At 73.1% G+C, this 16370-nt stretch carries 11 protein-coding genes; 4 read left to right on the top strand and 7 right to left on the bottom strand.

The genetic code is table 11. The features are described 5' to 3' along the window. Window position 1: 1 nt before the first annotated feature. Genes IE140_RS23295 through IE140_RS23285 form a run of 3 tightly spaced genes read right to left on the bottom strand, consistent with a single transcriptional unit; the run spans window position 2 to window position 7283 of the window. On the bottom strand, window positions 2-1237 hold the full coding sequence (locus IE140_RS23295) for an ATP-binding protein (protein WP_150196207.1): 1236 nt from the start codon (window positions 1235-1237) through the stop codon (window positions 2-4). After that, entirely contained in the window at window positions 1234-6426 is a 5193-nt protein-coding gene (locus tag IE140_RS23290; RefSeq protein ID WP_150196205.1) for a hypothetical protein, read from the bottom strand. Before IE140_RS23290 ends, IE140_RS23295 begins: the two co-directional genes overlap by 4 nt. Next, window positions 6423-7283, bottom strand: a complete 861-nt coding sequence (locus tag IE140_RS23285) for a DUF4132 domain-containing protein (RefSeq protein ID WP_150196203.1) — start codon at window positions 7281-7283, stop codon at window positions 6423-6425. Before IE140_RS23285 ends, IE140_RS23290 begins: the two co-directional genes overlap by 4 nt. Window positions 7284-7499: 216 nt before the next feature. Here IE140_RS23285 and IE140_RS23280 point away from each other — a divergent pair, with 216 nt between their 5' ends. Beyond that, entirely contained in the window at window positions 7500-8765 is a 1266-nt protein-coding gene (locus IE140_RS23280; RefSeq protein ID WP_150196201.1) for a DUF6357 family protein, read from the top strand. A gap of 184 nt (window positions 8766-8949) precedes the next feature. Here IE140_RS23280 and IE140_RS23275 read toward each other — a convergent pair whose 3' ends face one another. Next, entirely contained in the window at window positions 8950-9729 is a 780-nt protein-coding gene (locus tag IE140_RS23275) for a S1 family peptidase (RefSeq protein ID WP_032762385.1), read from the bottom strand. 192 nt (window positions 9730-9921) lie between these two features. Here IE140_RS23275 and IE140_RS23270 point away from each other — a divergent pair, with 192 nt between their 5' ends. Beyond that, window positions 9922-10668: a PP2C family protein-serine/threonine phosphatase gene (locus tag IE140_RS23270; protein WP_150196199.1), complete on the top strand. Its 747-nt coding sequence runs from the start codon at window positions 9922-9924 to the stop codon at window positions 10666-10668. A 174-nt stretch (window positions 10669-10842) separates the two neighbouring features. Continuing rightward, a complete protein-coding gene (locus IE140_RS23265) occupies window positions 10843-12633 on the top strand; it encodes a SpoIIE family protein phosphatase (RefSeq protein WP_150196198.1) in 1791 nt (596 codons plus the stop codon). Between the two features lie 280 nt (window positions 12634-12913). Here IE140_RS23265 and IE140_RS23260 read toward each other — a convergent pair whose 3' ends face one another. Next, window positions 12914-14416, bottom strand: coding sequence for a dihydrolipoyl dehydrogenase family protein (locus tag IE140_RS23260; protein ID WP_150196196.1), 1503 nt, complete (start codon window positions 14414-14416; stop codon window positions 12914-12916). Between the two features lie 127 nt (window positions 14417-14543). Here IE140_RS23260 and trxA point away from each other — a divergent pair, with 127 nt between their 5' ends. Beyond that, window positions 14544-14942, top strand: coding sequence for a thioredoxin (trxA, locus tag IE140_RS23255; protein WP_006129204.1), 399 nt, complete (start codon window positions 14544-14546; stop codon window positions 14940-14942). A 15-nt stretch (window positions 14943-14957) separates the two neighbouring features. On the opposite strand, the gene IE140_RS23250 is transcribed toward trxA, so the two are convergent. Both IE140_RS23250 and IE140_RS23245 read right to left on the bottom strand, forming a co-directional pair. Next, window positions 14958-15233 (bottom strand): hypothetical protein, encoded by a 276-nt coding sequence (locus IE140_RS23250; RefSeq protein ID WP_093435547.1) that lies wholly within the window; start codon window positions 15231-15233, stop codon window positions 14958-14960. 54 nt (window positions 15234-15287) lie between these two features. Then, entirely contained in the window at window positions 15288-16310 is a 1023-nt protein-coding gene (locus tag IE140_RS23245; RefSeq protein ID WP_150196194.1) for a LacI family DNA-binding transcriptional regulator, read from the bottom strand. Between the last annotated feature and the right edge of the window lie 60 nt (window positions 16311-16370).

Here is a 16370-nt window from a genome sequence, read left to right as displayed (position 1 = left end):
CTCAGCTCTCCAGCACCGAACGCAGGTCCCACAGCGCCCGCCAGGTGGCCGAACCCTGCTCAGCGCGCCTGCGCACCGGCCCGTCCCAGTACCCCAGCAGCCGTGCCGCGTCGGCGGGGTCGTCCTTGCGGACGACGCCGAGCAGATGGCCGGGCAGCAGGGAGAGCACGTCCCGGTCCCCTGGGAAGTAGGCGGCGGCCAGGCCCAGGGAGCCCGCGACGGAGACGGCCTCCGCCGTGCTCATCACCGTGGACGGGCGCTCGACCTCCCAGCCCTCCACGGAGCGGCCGTCGCGCAGGTCCCGGAAGGCGGTGACGAGGGCTTCGAGGACCGCGTCGTCCACCTGGTAGGCGGCGCCCACGCGTTCGACGGCGGCCCGGGACTGGCGCCGGACGAGCGCGGTCTCGGCGTCCACGTCGCCGATGGGGCCCACGGTCTCGAAGTTGAAGCGCCGCTTCAGAGCGGCGGACATCTCCGAGACGCCCTTGTCCCGGAGGTTGGCGGTGGCGATGAGGGTGAAGCCGGGGGCCGCGTGCACCTGGGCGCCGTCGCCGCCCGCCAGTTCGGGGACCGCGATCCGCCGCTCGGAGAGCAGGGACACGAGGGCGTCCTGGACCTCCGGCAGGCAGCGGGTGACCTCCTCGACACGGGCGACGGCGCCCCGGGTCATGGCGGTGAGGACCGGGGACGGCACGAGGGCCTGCTCGGTGGGGCCCTGGGCAAGCAGCAGCGCATAGTTCCAGCCGTACTTGAGCTGGTCCTCGGTGGTGCCCGCAGTGCCCTGCACGGTGAGCCCGCTGGTCCCGCAGACGGCCGCCGACAGCAGCTCGGACAGCATGGACTTGGCGGTGCCCGGTTCGCCGACGAGGAGCAGTCCGCGTTCCCCGGCGAGAGTGACCACACACCGCTCGACCAGGGCGCGTTCGCCGACGAACTTCTGCTCGATCACCAGCCGGCGCGGCACTCCGGCGCCGGGCCGGGCCCCCTTGGGCAGGGCCAGTGCGTCACCCGCGCTGCCCATCACGAAAGTGACGACGGCACGGGGGGTGAGCAGCCAGCCGGGCGGTCGGGGTCCGGAGTCGTGCGCGGCGAGGAAGGCCAGCTCGGTGGCGTACCGGTCCTCGGGCGGGGTGATCTGCCGTGGCTCGTTGCCGGGCGCCGCCGCCTGGCCCGGGACGCCTCCGGTGGCGCTGTCCGGCGTGGAGCTGTCCGGTGTGGTCGTGGTGTCGTTCGTCATCGGCGGCGGCCCTTCCGGGTGGCGCGGGTGTTGAGTTCTTCGAAGGCGGGGGCGTCGCCGCCCCGGACCCGTGCCCAAGCGGCTGCGTACAGCGCGGGGACGGGAAGGTGGGGCAGAGTCCGGGCGGACCCCGCCACGGGGTACAGGCTTTCCTTCCAGGTCTCCAGCGGCAGCCCGGGGGCGCCGCGCTCCAGCCAGCCGCAGGGAAGGAACAGGGTGCGGCCGGCGCGGGAGCGCTTCGCCTCCACGACGAGGTCGGTGGCGGCGAGTTCCGCGCGGGCCTTCTTGATCCGGGCCGGCTTCCACTCGGTCCAGCGGACGCAGTTGCGGTCCGTGGGGTCGGGCAGGGTGAGCAGCATCAGGTAGAGCGCGGCGGCGTCCGCGCTCAGGGCAAGGGCGTCGGCCGCCTCGGCCACCAGGTCCGGCACCGCTCGCGTCGGGTCCTGGGCCGGGTGGTGCGCGGAGCCGTCGGGGACGCCCGCCGAGGCCAGGGCGTCGGCCTCCGGGCCCAGCAGGGCGCGCAGGGCGAGGAAGTCGCTCGTTCGGTGCGGGCTGACGATGCCCTCGACCAGGCCGAACGCCGGGTCGTCGGGGCCCGCCAGGCCCGCCGGGCGGATCAGCAGCCTCTCGCTGTCGCCGTAACCGGGGGCGAGGAGCAGGGCCGATCCGGCCCGGACCATTCCGTCGGCCTCGGCCCCGCCGGACTCCGGGAGGCCGTGCGCAGCGCGGATCGCGGTGCCGAGGGAGACCCCCGACTCGGTCCAGTCCAGACCGAGGTCCAGCACCAGTGCGGGGTCCGTGAGGCGGCTGCGCAGGGCCGCGAGGCCGACGGGCAGATGAGCCCACAGGGGGTGTCCGTACGGCAGCGTGTACGCGAGGGTGCGCAGGGCGGTCAGGGCGTTCGAGACCGCGCCGCGCCCACCCACCCGGAGGAGGGCGGGGCGGGTGCTGCCGTCCGGTACGGGAGTGCCGTGGGCGAGCCAGCCGCGGGCGCCGGCGTTGAGGAGCAGGTCGACGGAGGCGGCCGTGGCGCCGCTGAGGTCGAGGTCCAGTTCCTCGGGGACGCGGACGAGGGAGCCCAGGTGTTCGCGCCATGCCTCGGCCCCGGCCCGGACGTCGGGGCCAGTGGACCACAGCTCGGACGGGTCCGCGGGCAGCAGCGCCCGGAGCACGGTGTGCCGTTCGTCGCGGGGCAGGGCGTCCAGCCGGTCCTGGGCCGCCTCGAAGGCGCGGGTCTTCGCACCGAGGAGGGCCAGCGCCTCGACGCCGGGCTCCTCGACGGCCGCCGACAGCAGCGCGGTGGCCTGGAGGGGGCCGATTCCGGTGGCCGTGTGGAACGCCTCGGCGGCCTCCGGACGCCAGGGGGCCGCGCCCTTCTCCCGTACCAGGGCGGTCAGCCGGGTGAGCCGGTCGCGGGCGATGCCCTGCCGGTAGACGTGCTCGCGGTCGAGGGTGAAGCCGGGGACGGGTCCGAAGGCTCCGGTCGGATCGTGGTCGAGGGCGAGCCAGCGGGCGGCGTCGTCCCGGGAGTTGCGGCCGTGGTCGGCCAGGACCACGACGGTGCGGGAGCCCTTGCGCAGGACCTGCCCCATCCGGTGCACGGCCTCGGGGCGTCCGTTCCGCCCGGGGTTGGCCGTGTCGAGCGGCTCGACGAGCTCCACCCGCCGGACCGTGCCGGCCGGGTCGGCCAGCGGGCCCGCTGCGAACGCTTCCAGCAGCACGAGGAGCCCTGCGCGGTGCTCGGCGGAGGTGGCCTCCGAAGCGGCCCGGTAGGCCAGTTCGGGCAGCTTGTCGAGGAGGGTGGTCCAGGTGGTGCCTTCGCCGGGCACCGTGTACTCGTCGCGCTGCCAGCCGTCCACGGGAGTGAAAGGGACCTTCGACGGTGTGGCCGGGCCGAAGGCCGGCTCACCGCCGAGGACGTGGTTGACGGCGAGGATCTGCCGGATCGCCGTCCACCGGTGTCCGCCTCCGTACCAGGAGCCGCGCATCTTCTCGGCGCCCCAGGCTGTGGCGGCCCGCAGGGTCGTGTCGTCGCCGTGCTCGGGCTCGTGGTCGAAGAACATGCCCTGGGTGCGTGCCGTGTTGCGGGGCGTGACCGGCTGCGCGGGTGCGGGCGGTTCCAGGTACTGGGCGACCGCGACGGCCCGGTCCACCGCGTTCCGCACGAGCGCGGTGACGCCCGCGAGGAGGCGTACGTCGGACACCTCGGGCAGGACCCGGGCGACGGCCTCCTCACTCATCTGCCGCGACGAGGGCCCCGTGTACTCCTCGACCGCCCGGAACGCCTTCAGGTGTCGGGCGACCGCGGTGGCGACCTCGTCGAACAGCTCCTGGGCCCGGGCTTCCGTGAGCTTCCGCAGGGCGGCGGAGCCTTGCGCGTCCCTCGGGCGCAGGGCGTGCCAGTAGACGGTGGGAGGCACGTAGGGCGTGCCCGCCGCGTCGTTCCCGCCCGAGGAGTCGGTGCCGACGGACCACAGCCCGCCGCCGGTGCCGTCGGTGTCCGCCGGGTGCGCTTCGACGGACCGGTGGCGCAGGACCGCGACGGGCCGCGACCCGCCGGGCAGGGTGAGGGCGCCGAGGGGCACCACGGAACCGCCGTCGGGCAGGGGGTGCGGCAGGGTGACCGTGTGGCCGTCGGGGGTGCCGGCGACGGTCCGGTCCCCGTCGGCGGGGGCGGCCGTGCCGGGCTCGGTGGCGGTGCGCCGGACCCAGCGGCCGAGGACCGTGCCGTCCGTGCCGAAGGGGGTGGTCTCCAGGCCGGGCTGGAGGGGCAGAACCTGGCAGTGTTCGGCGAGCAGCCGGGTGCCGTCCTGCACTCCGGAGCGGAGGAAGGCGGGGAGGGACGCGCGGCCGTGGGTGCCGTTGGCCGGGTCGTACTCCAGCCACACCGTCCGGGTGCCCTGGTGGCCCTCCCGCCAGTGTCCGGTGCCGTCGGCGAGGACGGCGCGCTGGGGCGGGAGGGTGGTGTCGCCGGCGTGCAGGGCCTTGCCGCCGGTGGCGCGGCCGCCGCCGGGCAGCGGTACGCAGACCTCGTCCGACAGGCTGGGGCGGCCCCAGCGGGGGGTCTGCTCGCCGCCGACGGTGAAGACGTCGGCGGGGCGGTGCGACCAGTAGCCGCGCTGCTTGCCGTCCTCCCACCAGATCACCAGCAACTCGCCGTCGACGAACCGGAAGGCGGGCGTCCGCCACTGGTCGGTGGAGGGAGGCAGACGCAGGGTGTGCCGGACCAGAACTCCTTCCGGGCCCACGACGACGGCCCGCTCCAGCGTGTTCAGGATCAGGGCGGGCCAGGCGCCGGTGACGCCGACGTTCTGCGACCGGTTGTTTCCCCGCCGCGATGCGGTGGCGGCCTCGGCGGCCAGCTCGGCGTAGGTCTCGTCGAGCGCGGCCCACCCCAGTTCGTCGAGGACGCCCGTGCGCAGGGTGGCGGCGAGCAGCGGGACGACGTCGTGCTCTTCGAGCAGCCGCGCGGCCTCCGGGGCGACGTCCGCGACGACGGCGCGGAACGGCGAGAGCTTGTTGAGGGCGATGCGCAGCCCGGGGAGTCCTCGCGCGGCCGTGTACTGCTCGGCGCAGCCGGTCAGCCATTCGCGCAGGAGGACGGAGAGCACCGGGTGCGCGGCCAGCTTCGCCATACCGGCGTCGCTCAGCCGCTGACCGCGTCCGTTGCCGAGGCCGCCGGTGTTCCGTCGCAGCAGGTCGCGGAAGCCCGGGTGTCCGGCGACGGCGGCGAGATCCCGCCGCCCGGGCGCGTCGTCGGCGAGCCACTGGCCCAGCGAGAAGCCGTGCGACCGCCCTTGGCCACGTCCCGTGTCCTCGTCGTCCGGCTCGGCCACGGGGACTCCGGAGGCCAGGCAGAGGTCGAGAAGGTCCAGGTCGGCGGTGGGCTGCCAGCGGCCCTGGAACAGTTCGACGGGGCGCCCGTCGGCGCGCAGCCGGTCCGTCATCCGGGCGGCCAGGTCCAGGGTGCGCGGGCTGCGGCCCGAGGAAGCCCGGTTGCGGCGTCGGTACGCCTCCCAGCGGGCGAGCCAGTCCGCCGGGGAGACGGCCGCCTCGAGTCGACCGGAGGAGTCGGAGGAGGCCGGCTCGGAGGCGGCCGGAAGGGCGGTCAGCAGTTCCTCCGCGCCGGACTCGGCCAGCAGCGCGAGCCAGCCGGATTCGCCGTCCGTGTCCCGGCCGTTCTCGCTGAAGGTCTCCGGGAAGAACCCGAGGAGCCGGGCGCGCACGGACGCGTCCGCCCGGGCGAGGGCGATGAGCGCGGGGCCGTAGGTCGCCCAGAACGAGGCGGGGGCGCGGACGACTCCGGGCGAGCCGATCAGGTCGGCCACCAGCTCGCGTTCGGCGCTCTCGCGGTCCAGCCCGGCGGCCTTGACCAGCGTGCGGACGTCCTGCGGCAGCGCCGCGTACGGCGGCATCCCGGCGGCGCAGCGCTCGACCAGCAGTCGGCGGAACTGTGCCCAGGCGTCCGCCGGGGCGAGCCGGGCCACCAGGTCGCGCACGTACTGGCGCAGCGCCTTGACGGTCAGTGCGCCGGCGAGGGCGAACTCCAGGAAGACGGCGCGCTGCCGGTCCTCGTCCACGACCAGGCCGTGGACCCGCTCGGCCTCACGGGCCTTGCCGAAGAAGGAGGCGGCGTACGTGGCGTTCTCGGCCTGGAGGAAGAGGCGGGCCACCTGCTCGTAGTAGGTGGGGAGGAAGTGCGGGACGGCACGGCCGAGGCGGGTGCCGAGCTCGTCGAAGCCCTCCTTGGCCGCGCCGGCGCGGGTCTTGGCCTGCCGGCCGAGCCGCTCGATGTCCTTGACCAGGGCCAGGGCGTGGTGCCCGTTGGCCGGGTCGTTGACCAGGGCCCAGGCGGGGAAGCCCAGCGTCTCGCGGCGGACCTGCCCGACGACGGGAGCCTCCGCGGTGCGGGCCAGCCCCAGGAACTCCAGGGCGAGGTCCTCGGCTTCGCCGAGCGTGCCGGGGACGAGCCGGACCACCGGGCGGTCCCCGAGAGCGGTGTGCGTGTAGGTGCGGGCGGTCAGCGTGTCGGCGTCGTCCCGGTCGGTGGTCCCGGCCGGGAGGATCGCGCCCGCGTCCAGCAGGCTCGCCACGCGGGCCTCGGCGGGGCCGCTGCCCCGGTTCTGGGCGGGCAGGGCCGTCGAGCCCGTTGCCGCCGTGTTCGCTTCGGTGTTCGTCGTGATGCTCATGCCGCCCGCTCCTCGTCCTCCACGTCGCGGCCGGCGTAGAGCGCCGCCGCCATGCGCATGCCCTCGGACCACGCCACGGGGCCGACCTCGGCCGCCGTCAGAGCGCGCCCCGAGGCGTCGGTCCAGCCCAGCGGACCCGTCTCGGTGTCGTACGCGTCGTATCCGTCGTGTTCGCCGATCCAGATGCGCGCCTCGACACCGGCGCCGTCCTCGACGACCGGGCAGACCGCGTATCCGCCGCGTGACCGGTACCCGAGCTGGGTGACGCGGCCGTGCAGGAAACGCAGTTCCTTGAACACACCGCCGGCGTAGGTGTCCACGGAGCTGGTGTCCGGGGCGAGGCCGGCCGGGCGGTGCCACACCTCGCGGAACAGCTGCTCCACGTTCTGGCGGACTTCCAGTTCGACCGCGAACTCCCGCAGTTCTTCCAGGTCCTCCAGCAGGACGGGGTGGGGCACGTGGACGATGTCGGGGGTGATGCGGACCGTGTCGCCGTCCAGGTCGACGAGGCCGAGGCCGCGCTCGGGATCGACGTCGCGCAGGAACCCGGCGACACCGCCGTCCGCGCCGGTGACCACCACGTCCCGCAGGGCGGCCTGCCACGCCGGGTCGGGCCAGACCCGGGCGAGCACGGCGGTGGGGACGGACAGCGAACGCACCATCCACTGCTCGACGTCGCTCAGGCACCGCCTCTCGTGCCGTTCCAGCCACTCCGTCAGCTGCCGGAGACCGACGACCGCCGGATCGTCCTTCAACTTGGCCGGAACAGACTTCAGCCGCCGGCCCTTCCCGTTGCGGCAGACCACCTTGCCCGCCTCCAGAGCGACTTCGTAGTCGCCCGCCGAAACCCACCCCATGCGCTGTTCTCCCCGTCGTGCCGGACAGTTGCCGCCGTGGCGGCATGCTGATGAATCCCGTCGACGGCAACGCACCGTGACGATTGAGGAATACTCTAGGCGGCACCAGTGACAACGGGTTCGGAGCCCCGGGAGGACCGCGGCCGGAGGGTGCGCCCAGGGGCGGGACGCACTCCGGCATTTCCGGACGGACGGCGATGAGGGAAGACTGGGCCCATGAGAGACACCGTTTTCACCCGCCGGAGCGGCTGGATCCCGAACGTGATCCGCGAGGACGACGGGCTGAAGCTGATGCTGGGCGCCGGGGCCGACGCCAACCACGAGCCCCGCACCTTCACGTTCCCGATCGGGGAAGCCCATCTCGCGGTGATCCAGGAGGATCTGGCAAGGCACCTGCTGCTGTGGAGTGCAGTCCTCCCCTTGTGCGACGCCGCCGGAACGCGGGGCGAGCTCGACGAGAGCGCCGCCGTCGCGCTTCTGGACCCGGTCCTCCTCTCCGCGCCCGCGGACGTCGACGCGCTCTTCCGGCGCATCCCGTGGGACAGGAGCCGGCTCATCGCCCACGGAGCCGACATCGGTCTGCTGGAGCGCGGGCAGATGTGCGCGGCAATGCGCACGGCGACGGAGACGTCCGACGGTAAACGCGCCCAGGAGTACCACGCGAACCGCCGCCGCGCCGAACGCGGGACTGTGCTCGGTCCTCTCGACGCAGGGATTCTCCGGTACACGGGCCAGTACCTGCACGGCTCGACGATTCCCAGGCGGACGCCCGACGCCGTCGCTCCCGCGCTGCTGCCCGAGGTCCTACGGGTGGTCGCCGTCGCGGAGCAGGCGTGCGCCGGGATGCGGATCGGCCGAGATCCGCGCCGGGGAAAGCGCGCCACGGACAAGCGCGCGTGGAACCGGATGGCGACGACGGTGGAGACCGCCGTACGACGTGCCCGCCCTGAGCTGGCCGATGACGCGGTGCGCACCCTGAGCTTCCTGATGTGCTCGGAGGCAGCGGAGCGCTCCAGGAACGCGCCCCTGGAGGATGACGAGGAGGCTGCCGGCGACCGCGCCGTCGGGGGCGGCGGAAGTGCGAGGAAGGCGGCCCTTTCCTTCACCGACGACAAGGGTGTCGAGAAGAAGTGGCGCCGAGGTGGTCCCCGCACGGCCACCGCGGAGTTCTGGGAGTTCGTCGGCGATCGCTCCGCCGCGGACAACGAGGTGTTCACCATCGAGGACGAGGAGATGGGCGAAGGGATCCAGCTCCACTTCTACGCGGACTCCATCGCCCGGGTCACCACGGTACGAGAGGGCGTTGGCGGTTCGGATCCGGAGTACCGGGTCGAGTACGGCCTCGTCGACGGGATCGACGGGTACCGGAAGCTGGTGAGCGCCTTCGTCCTCGGCGGCTGCGCCGCACTCGACGGGCGCGGGCCCTGGATGGCGGATGTCGCGGAGTTCGAACGCGCGCGCCGACGGCGCCGCGCCGAGTAGTCCCGGCCGATCTCGTCCCGCCTGTTCGACGCCGCCGCGCTGAGCAGCTCCCGCAGCGGAGGAGGCGGCACCCGCGGGCACCGGCCGGCCAGGAAGGAGGAGGGGGCGCCCGTCCGTGCGGGCACCCCCGGGGCGGTTCAGCCGGGATCACCCGAGGGCGACCGAACGGCGATGGTGCGCGGCGTCAGAGCGTACGAGCCGCTGAGGCGATGGCGGACGCGAAGGTCGAGACCTCGGCGTAGACGCCCGGGTAGCCGGGCCGGGCGCAGCCGTAGCCCCAGCTGACGATGCCGACCTGGATCCACTCACCGGCGTTGTCCCGGCGGAACATCGGGCCGCCGGAGTCGCCCTGGCAGGTGTCGACGCCACCGGTGTCGGGGTATCCGGCGCAGATCTCCTCGTTCGCCACGAGTTCGTTGCCGTAGGCGGCACGGCAGGCGGCGTCGGAGACGAACGGGACGTTGGCCTTGAGCAGGTAGCGCTGCTGGCTGCCGCCCTCGCGGTTGGCACCCCAGCCGGCGACGGTGAACGTGCCCTGGTTGAAGGCGGTGGTGGTGGCGATCTTCAGCGTGGGCTGGTTGATGGGCTGGGCGAGCTTGATGAGCGCCCAGTCCTTGCCGGTGCCGTTGTAGCCGGGGGCCCGGAGAACCTTGGTGGAGCGGACCTTGATCGCGCTGGACGACTGGAGATCGACGACGCCGCCGGTGGCGGTGATCGAGGTGTTGTTGCCCGATGCGCCCACGCAGTGGGCGGCGGTGAGAACGATGTCCTTGGCGTACAGGGCGCCGCCGCAGCCCATGGAGAGCCGGACCATGAAGGGGAACTCGCCCTGGGCGGCACGGGTTCCGCCGACGACGGGGTTGGGGGCGGCCGAGGCCGTGACGGGCTGGAGGCCGACGACCGCGATGGCGACGGTGGCGACGACGACGGAGCATCTCTTGAGCGCACGCAGGAGTTGCTTCACGGACTGCCTTCTTTCATGGGGGGCTGCTGGGAGAGTCACGCCAGGGGCACGAGAGGATCATGCACCTGTCAATTCATCAGATTGTCGGGAACAGGTCATCGCCGCCGCAAGGCACACTTTTCCGCCACCCTCAGCCGATCGGGCAGGGCTGTTACGCGGTCTGGGCCGACGCCATGAAAGACGGACGGGGAGGTGGACGCTCTGACGGGGCCGGAGTACAACCTGCTGCCGGTGTACGCCGCGGGCCCGGCCATCGGCCCTGTACGCCTCGGGGCCTCCTACGTATCCGCGAGCCGGGCCACCCGCGTCGGAGGGGACCTGTACAAGGCGGTTCCCTCCCCCTACGGCGTACGCCTCGTGATCGCTGATGTCCAGGGCAAGGGACTGGGCACCATTCGCTGCGCGGCCGTGGCGCCGGCCGCGTTCCGCGAGTCCGGTCCGGAGGCCGAGGAGCTTGCGGAGGTCGGCAGCCGCATCGAATCCGCCCTGAATCGCTCAACGGACGGCCAACGGTTCGTGAACGGCATCCTCGCCCGGATCGGCCCGGCCGGGCAGTTCCTCGCCTTCAACCACGGTCACCCCGTGCCTCTGCTGCGCACCGCTGACGGCGGCATCAGGTTCATCGAGCCGGACGAGCCGGTACCGCCTTTCGGGCTCACCGGGCCGGCAGGCTCCGGCAACCCGCGGAACAGTGTCACGCAACTGACCCTGCAACCCGGGGACCGGCTCTTCCTCTACACCGACGGACTGAGCGGGGCCCGGGACGGCGACGGGCGGTTCTACCCCGTGGATGAGCGGGCAGGGCCGCTGCTGGGTGAGAGCACCCCCGAGGAAGCGCTGCGCCGCGTGCGCGCAGACGTCGCCGCCTTCACCGGAGCGCAGCCCGACGACGACTCCGCCCTGCTCCTCGTGGAGTTCGGCCCGCGGGCCGTCCCATAGGATGGCCCATCACCTCGTCGCGGAAGTCGAATCCGGGAGCAGTTGAGCCAGGAACGGCCGCCGGGGCACAGTCCCTGAACAGGTGATCCGATCAGGGGTACCCGGAGGTGTCCCAGCCGCTTCCGGTGCACACTGGGCACCAAGAGGCGTCGAGTCCTGGTGGGAGGCACAAGAGTGAACGCCGGCAGTGGTAGACGGCGCCTGCCCGGCCGGGGCACCGCCGGGCGATCCTCGGCCGGCAAGAACGTGCGGTTCCGCCGGGGCAGAGGCGTCCTGCCGCCGGACCGGTTCACCACCCGCAGCCGGCTTGCCTGGCTGAATTCCGCCAGCTCCCGCATCGGCACGACCCTGGACCTGGAACGCACCGCACAAGAGCTCGCCGAGTTCACCGTGCCGCGCTTCGCCGACGGGGCGGCCGTGGACATCCTGGAGAGCGTCCTGCGAGGTGACGAGGGCTCCCGGAAAGCCGAACCCGGCATCCCGCAGATGCGGGCCACGGCGCTGTGCGCCATCGAGGAGCTCTCCAGCCTGGAGCCGACTCCGGTGGGCGAGGTCTACTCGCACGCCAAGCAGCCGCATGAGACGCTGCTCCACCGGTACGTCCTCCGGCAAGGCAAGCCGGTGCTGCTGAGCAGGCTGCGCGACGACGACTTCATCCGCGTCGCGCCCACCGCGAGCGCCGCCGCGCAATTGCGTACCGCCGGTGTGCACAGTTACCTGGCCGTGCCCTTGATCGCCCGTGGGCTGCTCCTCGGCAGCGTCGACTTCGTGCGCGGCCGCGGAGCCCCGTCGTTCTCCACCACCGACCTGGCGTTGGCGGAGCAGCTCGCTTCCAAGGCGGCGGTCTTCATCGACAACGCGCGTCTGTACGGGCGGGAGCGCGAGCACGTCGTCTCGTTGCAGCGCTCCTTGCTGCCGCGGGTCACCCCTGCGACGCCGGGCCTGCTGGTGCACTCCGAGTACGCGCCAGCGGCGGCGCATCACGGCGTGGGTGGGGACTGGTACGACGTGATGGCCCTGCCCGGCGGAAGGACGGCCCTGATGGTGGGCGACGTGATGGGGCACGGGCTGCCGGCCGCCGCCACCATGGGGCGCCTGCGAACGGTGGCCCGCACGCTGATGACCCTGGACATGGCCCCCGAGCGGATCCTCGCGCGGCTCGACCTGGCCACCCGCGACCTGGAGGACGAGCAGGTCTCCACCTGCCTGTGCGCAGTCTACGACCCCGCCGACTCCTCCTACACGCTGGCGAGCGCCGGGCACCTGCCGCCACTGCTCCTCGACGGGCAGGGCGGCGCCGACTTCGTCCCGGTGCCGACCGGCGCGCCGCTGGGGGCGGGCGTGATTCCGTACGACCCCCTGCGGCTGCGCGTCCCGGACGGCGCCCACCTGGTCATGTACACGGACGGACTGATCAAGTCCCGGGAGCAGGACGTGGACGCCCAGTTGGACCGGCTGCGCACGGGGGCAATGAGCCTCCCGCCCGGATCGCTGGAGAAGGGCGGTCTGGTGGAGCGCGCCCCGGCCGGCGCCGCCCGGTTCGACGAGGCAGTTCTCCTCTTGACCACGAGCGCCGCAATCCCCGCCGGGGACCTGCGGGTGTGGGAGCTGCCGCAAGGCGGCCGGGCCGCCTCGGCCGCCCGTGGTCTCGTCACCGGCCAGCTCTCCGCATGGGGCCTCGATGAACTCGCCGACGTCTCCGAGCTCGTCGTCTCCGAGCTGGTCGGCAACGCACTGCGCTACGGGAACGGCCCCGGCAAGCTGCGGCTGCTACGCGGGGAACGCCTCGTCGTGGAGGTGTCGGACACCGGCCCCGACCTGCCTCAAATCCAGCACGCGGACCTCAGCGACGAGGGCGGACGGGGCCTTCAACTCATCAACATGCTGTGCCGCCGCTGGGGTTCGTCCCGCACGGCCACCGGCAAGGTGGTCTGGGCGGAACAGAACATGCCGTCCTCGTCCTGAAGGCTGTCCTCCAGGCCGTCGCGTCAAAACCCCTCCCGCTGTGTGTACTCGACGGCAGTTCCTACCGAGGCTGAATTCGTGGCGTCGTCCGGGAACTGGGGTCAGGGGTTGATGGTCAGGCCGGTCTCGACGAGCCGACCCTCTATGAGTCCGCCGCGGTACTGGATGTGCCGGATGAGCACGATCGGGGCCCTGGCCGCTGGTGTGCGGCGGTCAGCAGGGCCCGGTAGTCCCCCACAGTCGACGAGCCGTCAGCCCCTACGACCCCGCGAGTTCGACCTCACTGTCCGCGAAACGACTCCAGCAGCCGCAGCCACACCTCGCTGATCGTCGGGTACGCCGGAACCGCGTGCCACAGGCGGGCGATGGGGACCTCCCCCGCGACCGCGACCGTCGCCGAGTGCAGGAGTTCACCGATGCCCGGGCCGACGAAGGTGACGCCGAGCAGGATCTCGCGGTCCAGGTCCACGATCATCCGGGCGCGGCCCCGGTAGCCGTCGGCGTAGAGCCCGGAGCCGGCGACGGCGGCGAGGTCGTGGTCGACGGCGCGGACCCGGTGGCCGGCGCGTTCGGCCTCGGCGAGGGTCAGGCCGACGGACGCGGCCTCGGGGTCGGTGAAGACGACCTGGGGCACGGCCGCGTGGTCGGCGGTGGCCGCGTGAGCACCCCAGGGGGCGGTGTCCACAGGGGCCTTCGCCGCGCGGGCGGCGATCGCCGCACCCGCGATCCGGGCCTGGTATTTGCCCTGGTGGGTCAGCAGGGCTCGGTGGTTGACGTCCCCGACCGCGTACAGCCAGTCCGTGCCCTCGACGAGGCAGCTGTCGTCCACGGTGAGCCAGGAACCGGGTTCGAGGCCGATCGTCTCCAGGCCCAGTTCGTCGGTGCGCGGGGCCCGGCCGGTGGCGAACAGGATCTCGTCGGCCTCGACACGGTCGCCGTCGTCCAGCTCGACGGTGACCGGGCCGTCGGGTGCGGGGCGGTGTAGGGCGGTGACGGAGACGCCCGTACGGATCGTGGCCCCGGCCTCCCTCAGCGCGTCGGCGACCAGCTCGCCCGCGAAGGGCTCCATCTTCGGGAGCAGGCCGCCGCCCCGGATCAGCAGCGTCACCTCGGAGCCCAGCGCCTGCCAGGCGGTGGCCATCTCCACGCCCACGACTCCCCCGCCGACGACCACGAGCCGGCCGGGAGCCTCCTTGGCGCTGGTGGCCTCGCGGCTGGTCCAGGGGCGGGCCTCCGCGATGCCGGGGAGGGCGGGGACGATGGCCCGGGTGCCGGTGCACACGGCGACGGCGTGCCGGGCGGTGAGCCGGTGCTCCGTGCCGTCGGGGGCGGTGACGGTGACCTCCCGGGGGCCGGTGAGCCGGTGCTCCGTGCCGTCGGGGGCGGTGACGGTGACCTCCCGGGGGCCGGTGAGCCGGCCCGTACCGCGGTGGACGTCGGCTCCGACGCTCTCCAGCCAGGCGACCTGGCCGTCGTCCTTCCAGTGGCTCGTCTCCTCGTCCCGTTTGGCGAGGACGGCTCCCACGTCCAGGGGTCCCTGCACGGCGGCACTGAGTCCCGGCACCCGGCGGGCGTCGGCGCGGGCGACGACGGGGCGCAGCAGTGCCTTGCTCGGCATGCAGGCCCAGTAGGAGCATTCGCCGCCGACCAGTTCGGATTCCACCACCGCCGTGGTGAGCCCGGCGGCGCGGGCCCGGTCCGCCACGTTCTCGCCCACGGGCCCCGCGCCGATGACCACCACGTCGTAGGACGAGCCTTCGGAGATCTTCCCTGCATCTGTCATGGAAACAGTGTCCTCGTGGGTGTGCCCACCGGCCACATGGGCAGGCGGAATAGCGCAAGTGCAGTCACCGTTGTGCCGGACAGGACCCGACAGGACCCCCACGGGCACAGGAAGAGGTATCCCCAGCATGAGCACCGTCGAGCTCACCAAGGAAAATTTCGATCAGGTCGTCAGCGACAACGATTTCGTCCTGATCGACTTCTGGGCTTCCTGGTGTGGCCCCTGCCGGCAGTTCGCGCCGGTCTACGACTCGGCCTCCGAGCGCCACCCGGACCTGGTCTTCGCCAAGGTCGACACCGAGGCACAGCAGGAACTCGCGGCGGCGTTCGACATCCGCTCCATCCCGACGCTGATGATCGTCCGTGACAACGTCGCGGTCTTCGCCCAGCCCGGCGCGCTGCCCGAGGCGGCTCTGGAGGACGTCATCGGACAGGCCCGGAAGCTGGACATGGACGAGGTCCGCAAGTCCGTCGAGGAGCAGAAGCGGGCGGCCGAGGCGGGGCAGGGCCAGACCGAGCCCCAGTAACCGCTCCGAGCCCGCCTACGCGTTCGGACGGCGCTCGCCCTCGGCCCCGGCGACGCGGACCGACATGCCGTAGTCGAGTTCCTCGCCGTCGATGAGCACGGCCTCCACCGTCCGGGTCTCCGGATCGACGTCCGCCTCCATGCCCTCGCCCGCGTACCGGGGATAGCCGGAGGCCCCCGTCTCGCCGGTGGCGGCGACGACCGCGGACCGGATCGGCCGGCCGGGGGCTCCGGACCGCGTCCTGCTGTGGTCGGGGATCAGGAGCAGCTCGTAACTCTGCGGATGGCTCATGCCTCCGACGCTAGACACGCGGCGTGCACCGCGCATGTCCGGCGTCGGAGGCGCTCAGCTGGATTCCCGGTGGACGGCGCTGGTGCGGAGCAGATCGTGGTGGACCGGTGGCCCGCCCGGGTGCTGGACCATGCGGTCGATCGTCTCCGCCAGCGGCTGCGGCATGGACAGCTCCATCCGGACGGTGCTCAGCCGGGGGCGAAGCAGCCTGCCGATGAGGGAGTCGTCAGCGCCGATCACCGCCGTGTCGGCGGGCACGGCCACCCCGGCGTCCTGAAGGGCTCGCATCAGCAGCATGGCGTACTCGTCGTTGTACGCGAACACCGCGTCCAGCCCCAGTTCCGGCCAGCGGGCGGCCAGCCGCTGCGCGGACTCCTCCTCGTACCCCAACGGCAGCGGGCAGACGCGGGCCCCCGCGGATCGGGCGGCACGCCGTGCGCCGGCGAGGCGGGCCTCGGAGAAGGACTCCCGGCAGGGTTCCTGGGGCATGACCACGCCGATGTGGCGGCGGCCGCGGGCCACCAGGTGTTCCACGGCGCTTTCCCCGACCCGGCGTTGGTCCATGACCAGGCCGTGCGCCCCCGGCACCGGATCGGGCCCCAGGGTGATCACCGCCTTGGCCCCGGAGCGGGTCAGGATGCCCGTGCCGTGCGGGGTGAGGGTGATGCCCGGCGGTACGACGACGGCGACGGGCCGCAGTTCGGCCCAGGCCGTGGCGGCCTCGTCGGCGGTGAGGCCGACGCTGCCGTACTGCACGACGGTGTAGTCCAGCCGGCGCAGGCCCGACTGGAGTTCTTCGAAGAAGTACTGGTGCAGTGGCCCCCCGGGTATGTGGCCGGAGGGCAGCAGGACCATGCGGCTGTGTCCGGCGCGGAGGCTGCGCGCGGCCGCGTGCGGCACGTATCCGAGTTGGAGGGCGGCCTCCCTGACCCGGCGTCGGGTGGGATCGCTGATCCGGACGGTGGCGTTGTTGTTCAGCACGTACGACACGGTGGCCCGGGACACTCCGGCGAGGCGGGCCACATCGGCGCTGGTCGGGACGGAGACTTCGGCGGGCTGCTTGGGTAACTGGCTCATGGCGTCGGGCAGTCTTCCAGACCGGTGGGAGCGGGTTTCGGCCCGGGGCCCGCAGCTTTG

It is taken from the genome of Streptomyces parvus, assembly GCF_014648875.1.
Taxonomy (GTDB): Bacteria; Actinomycetota; Actinomycetes; order Streptomycetales; family Streptomycetaceae; genus Streptomyces; species Streptomyces parvus.
Note: the sequence above shows the minus strand (reverse complement) of the source record. Positions and strands in the feature narration are given on the sequence as shown.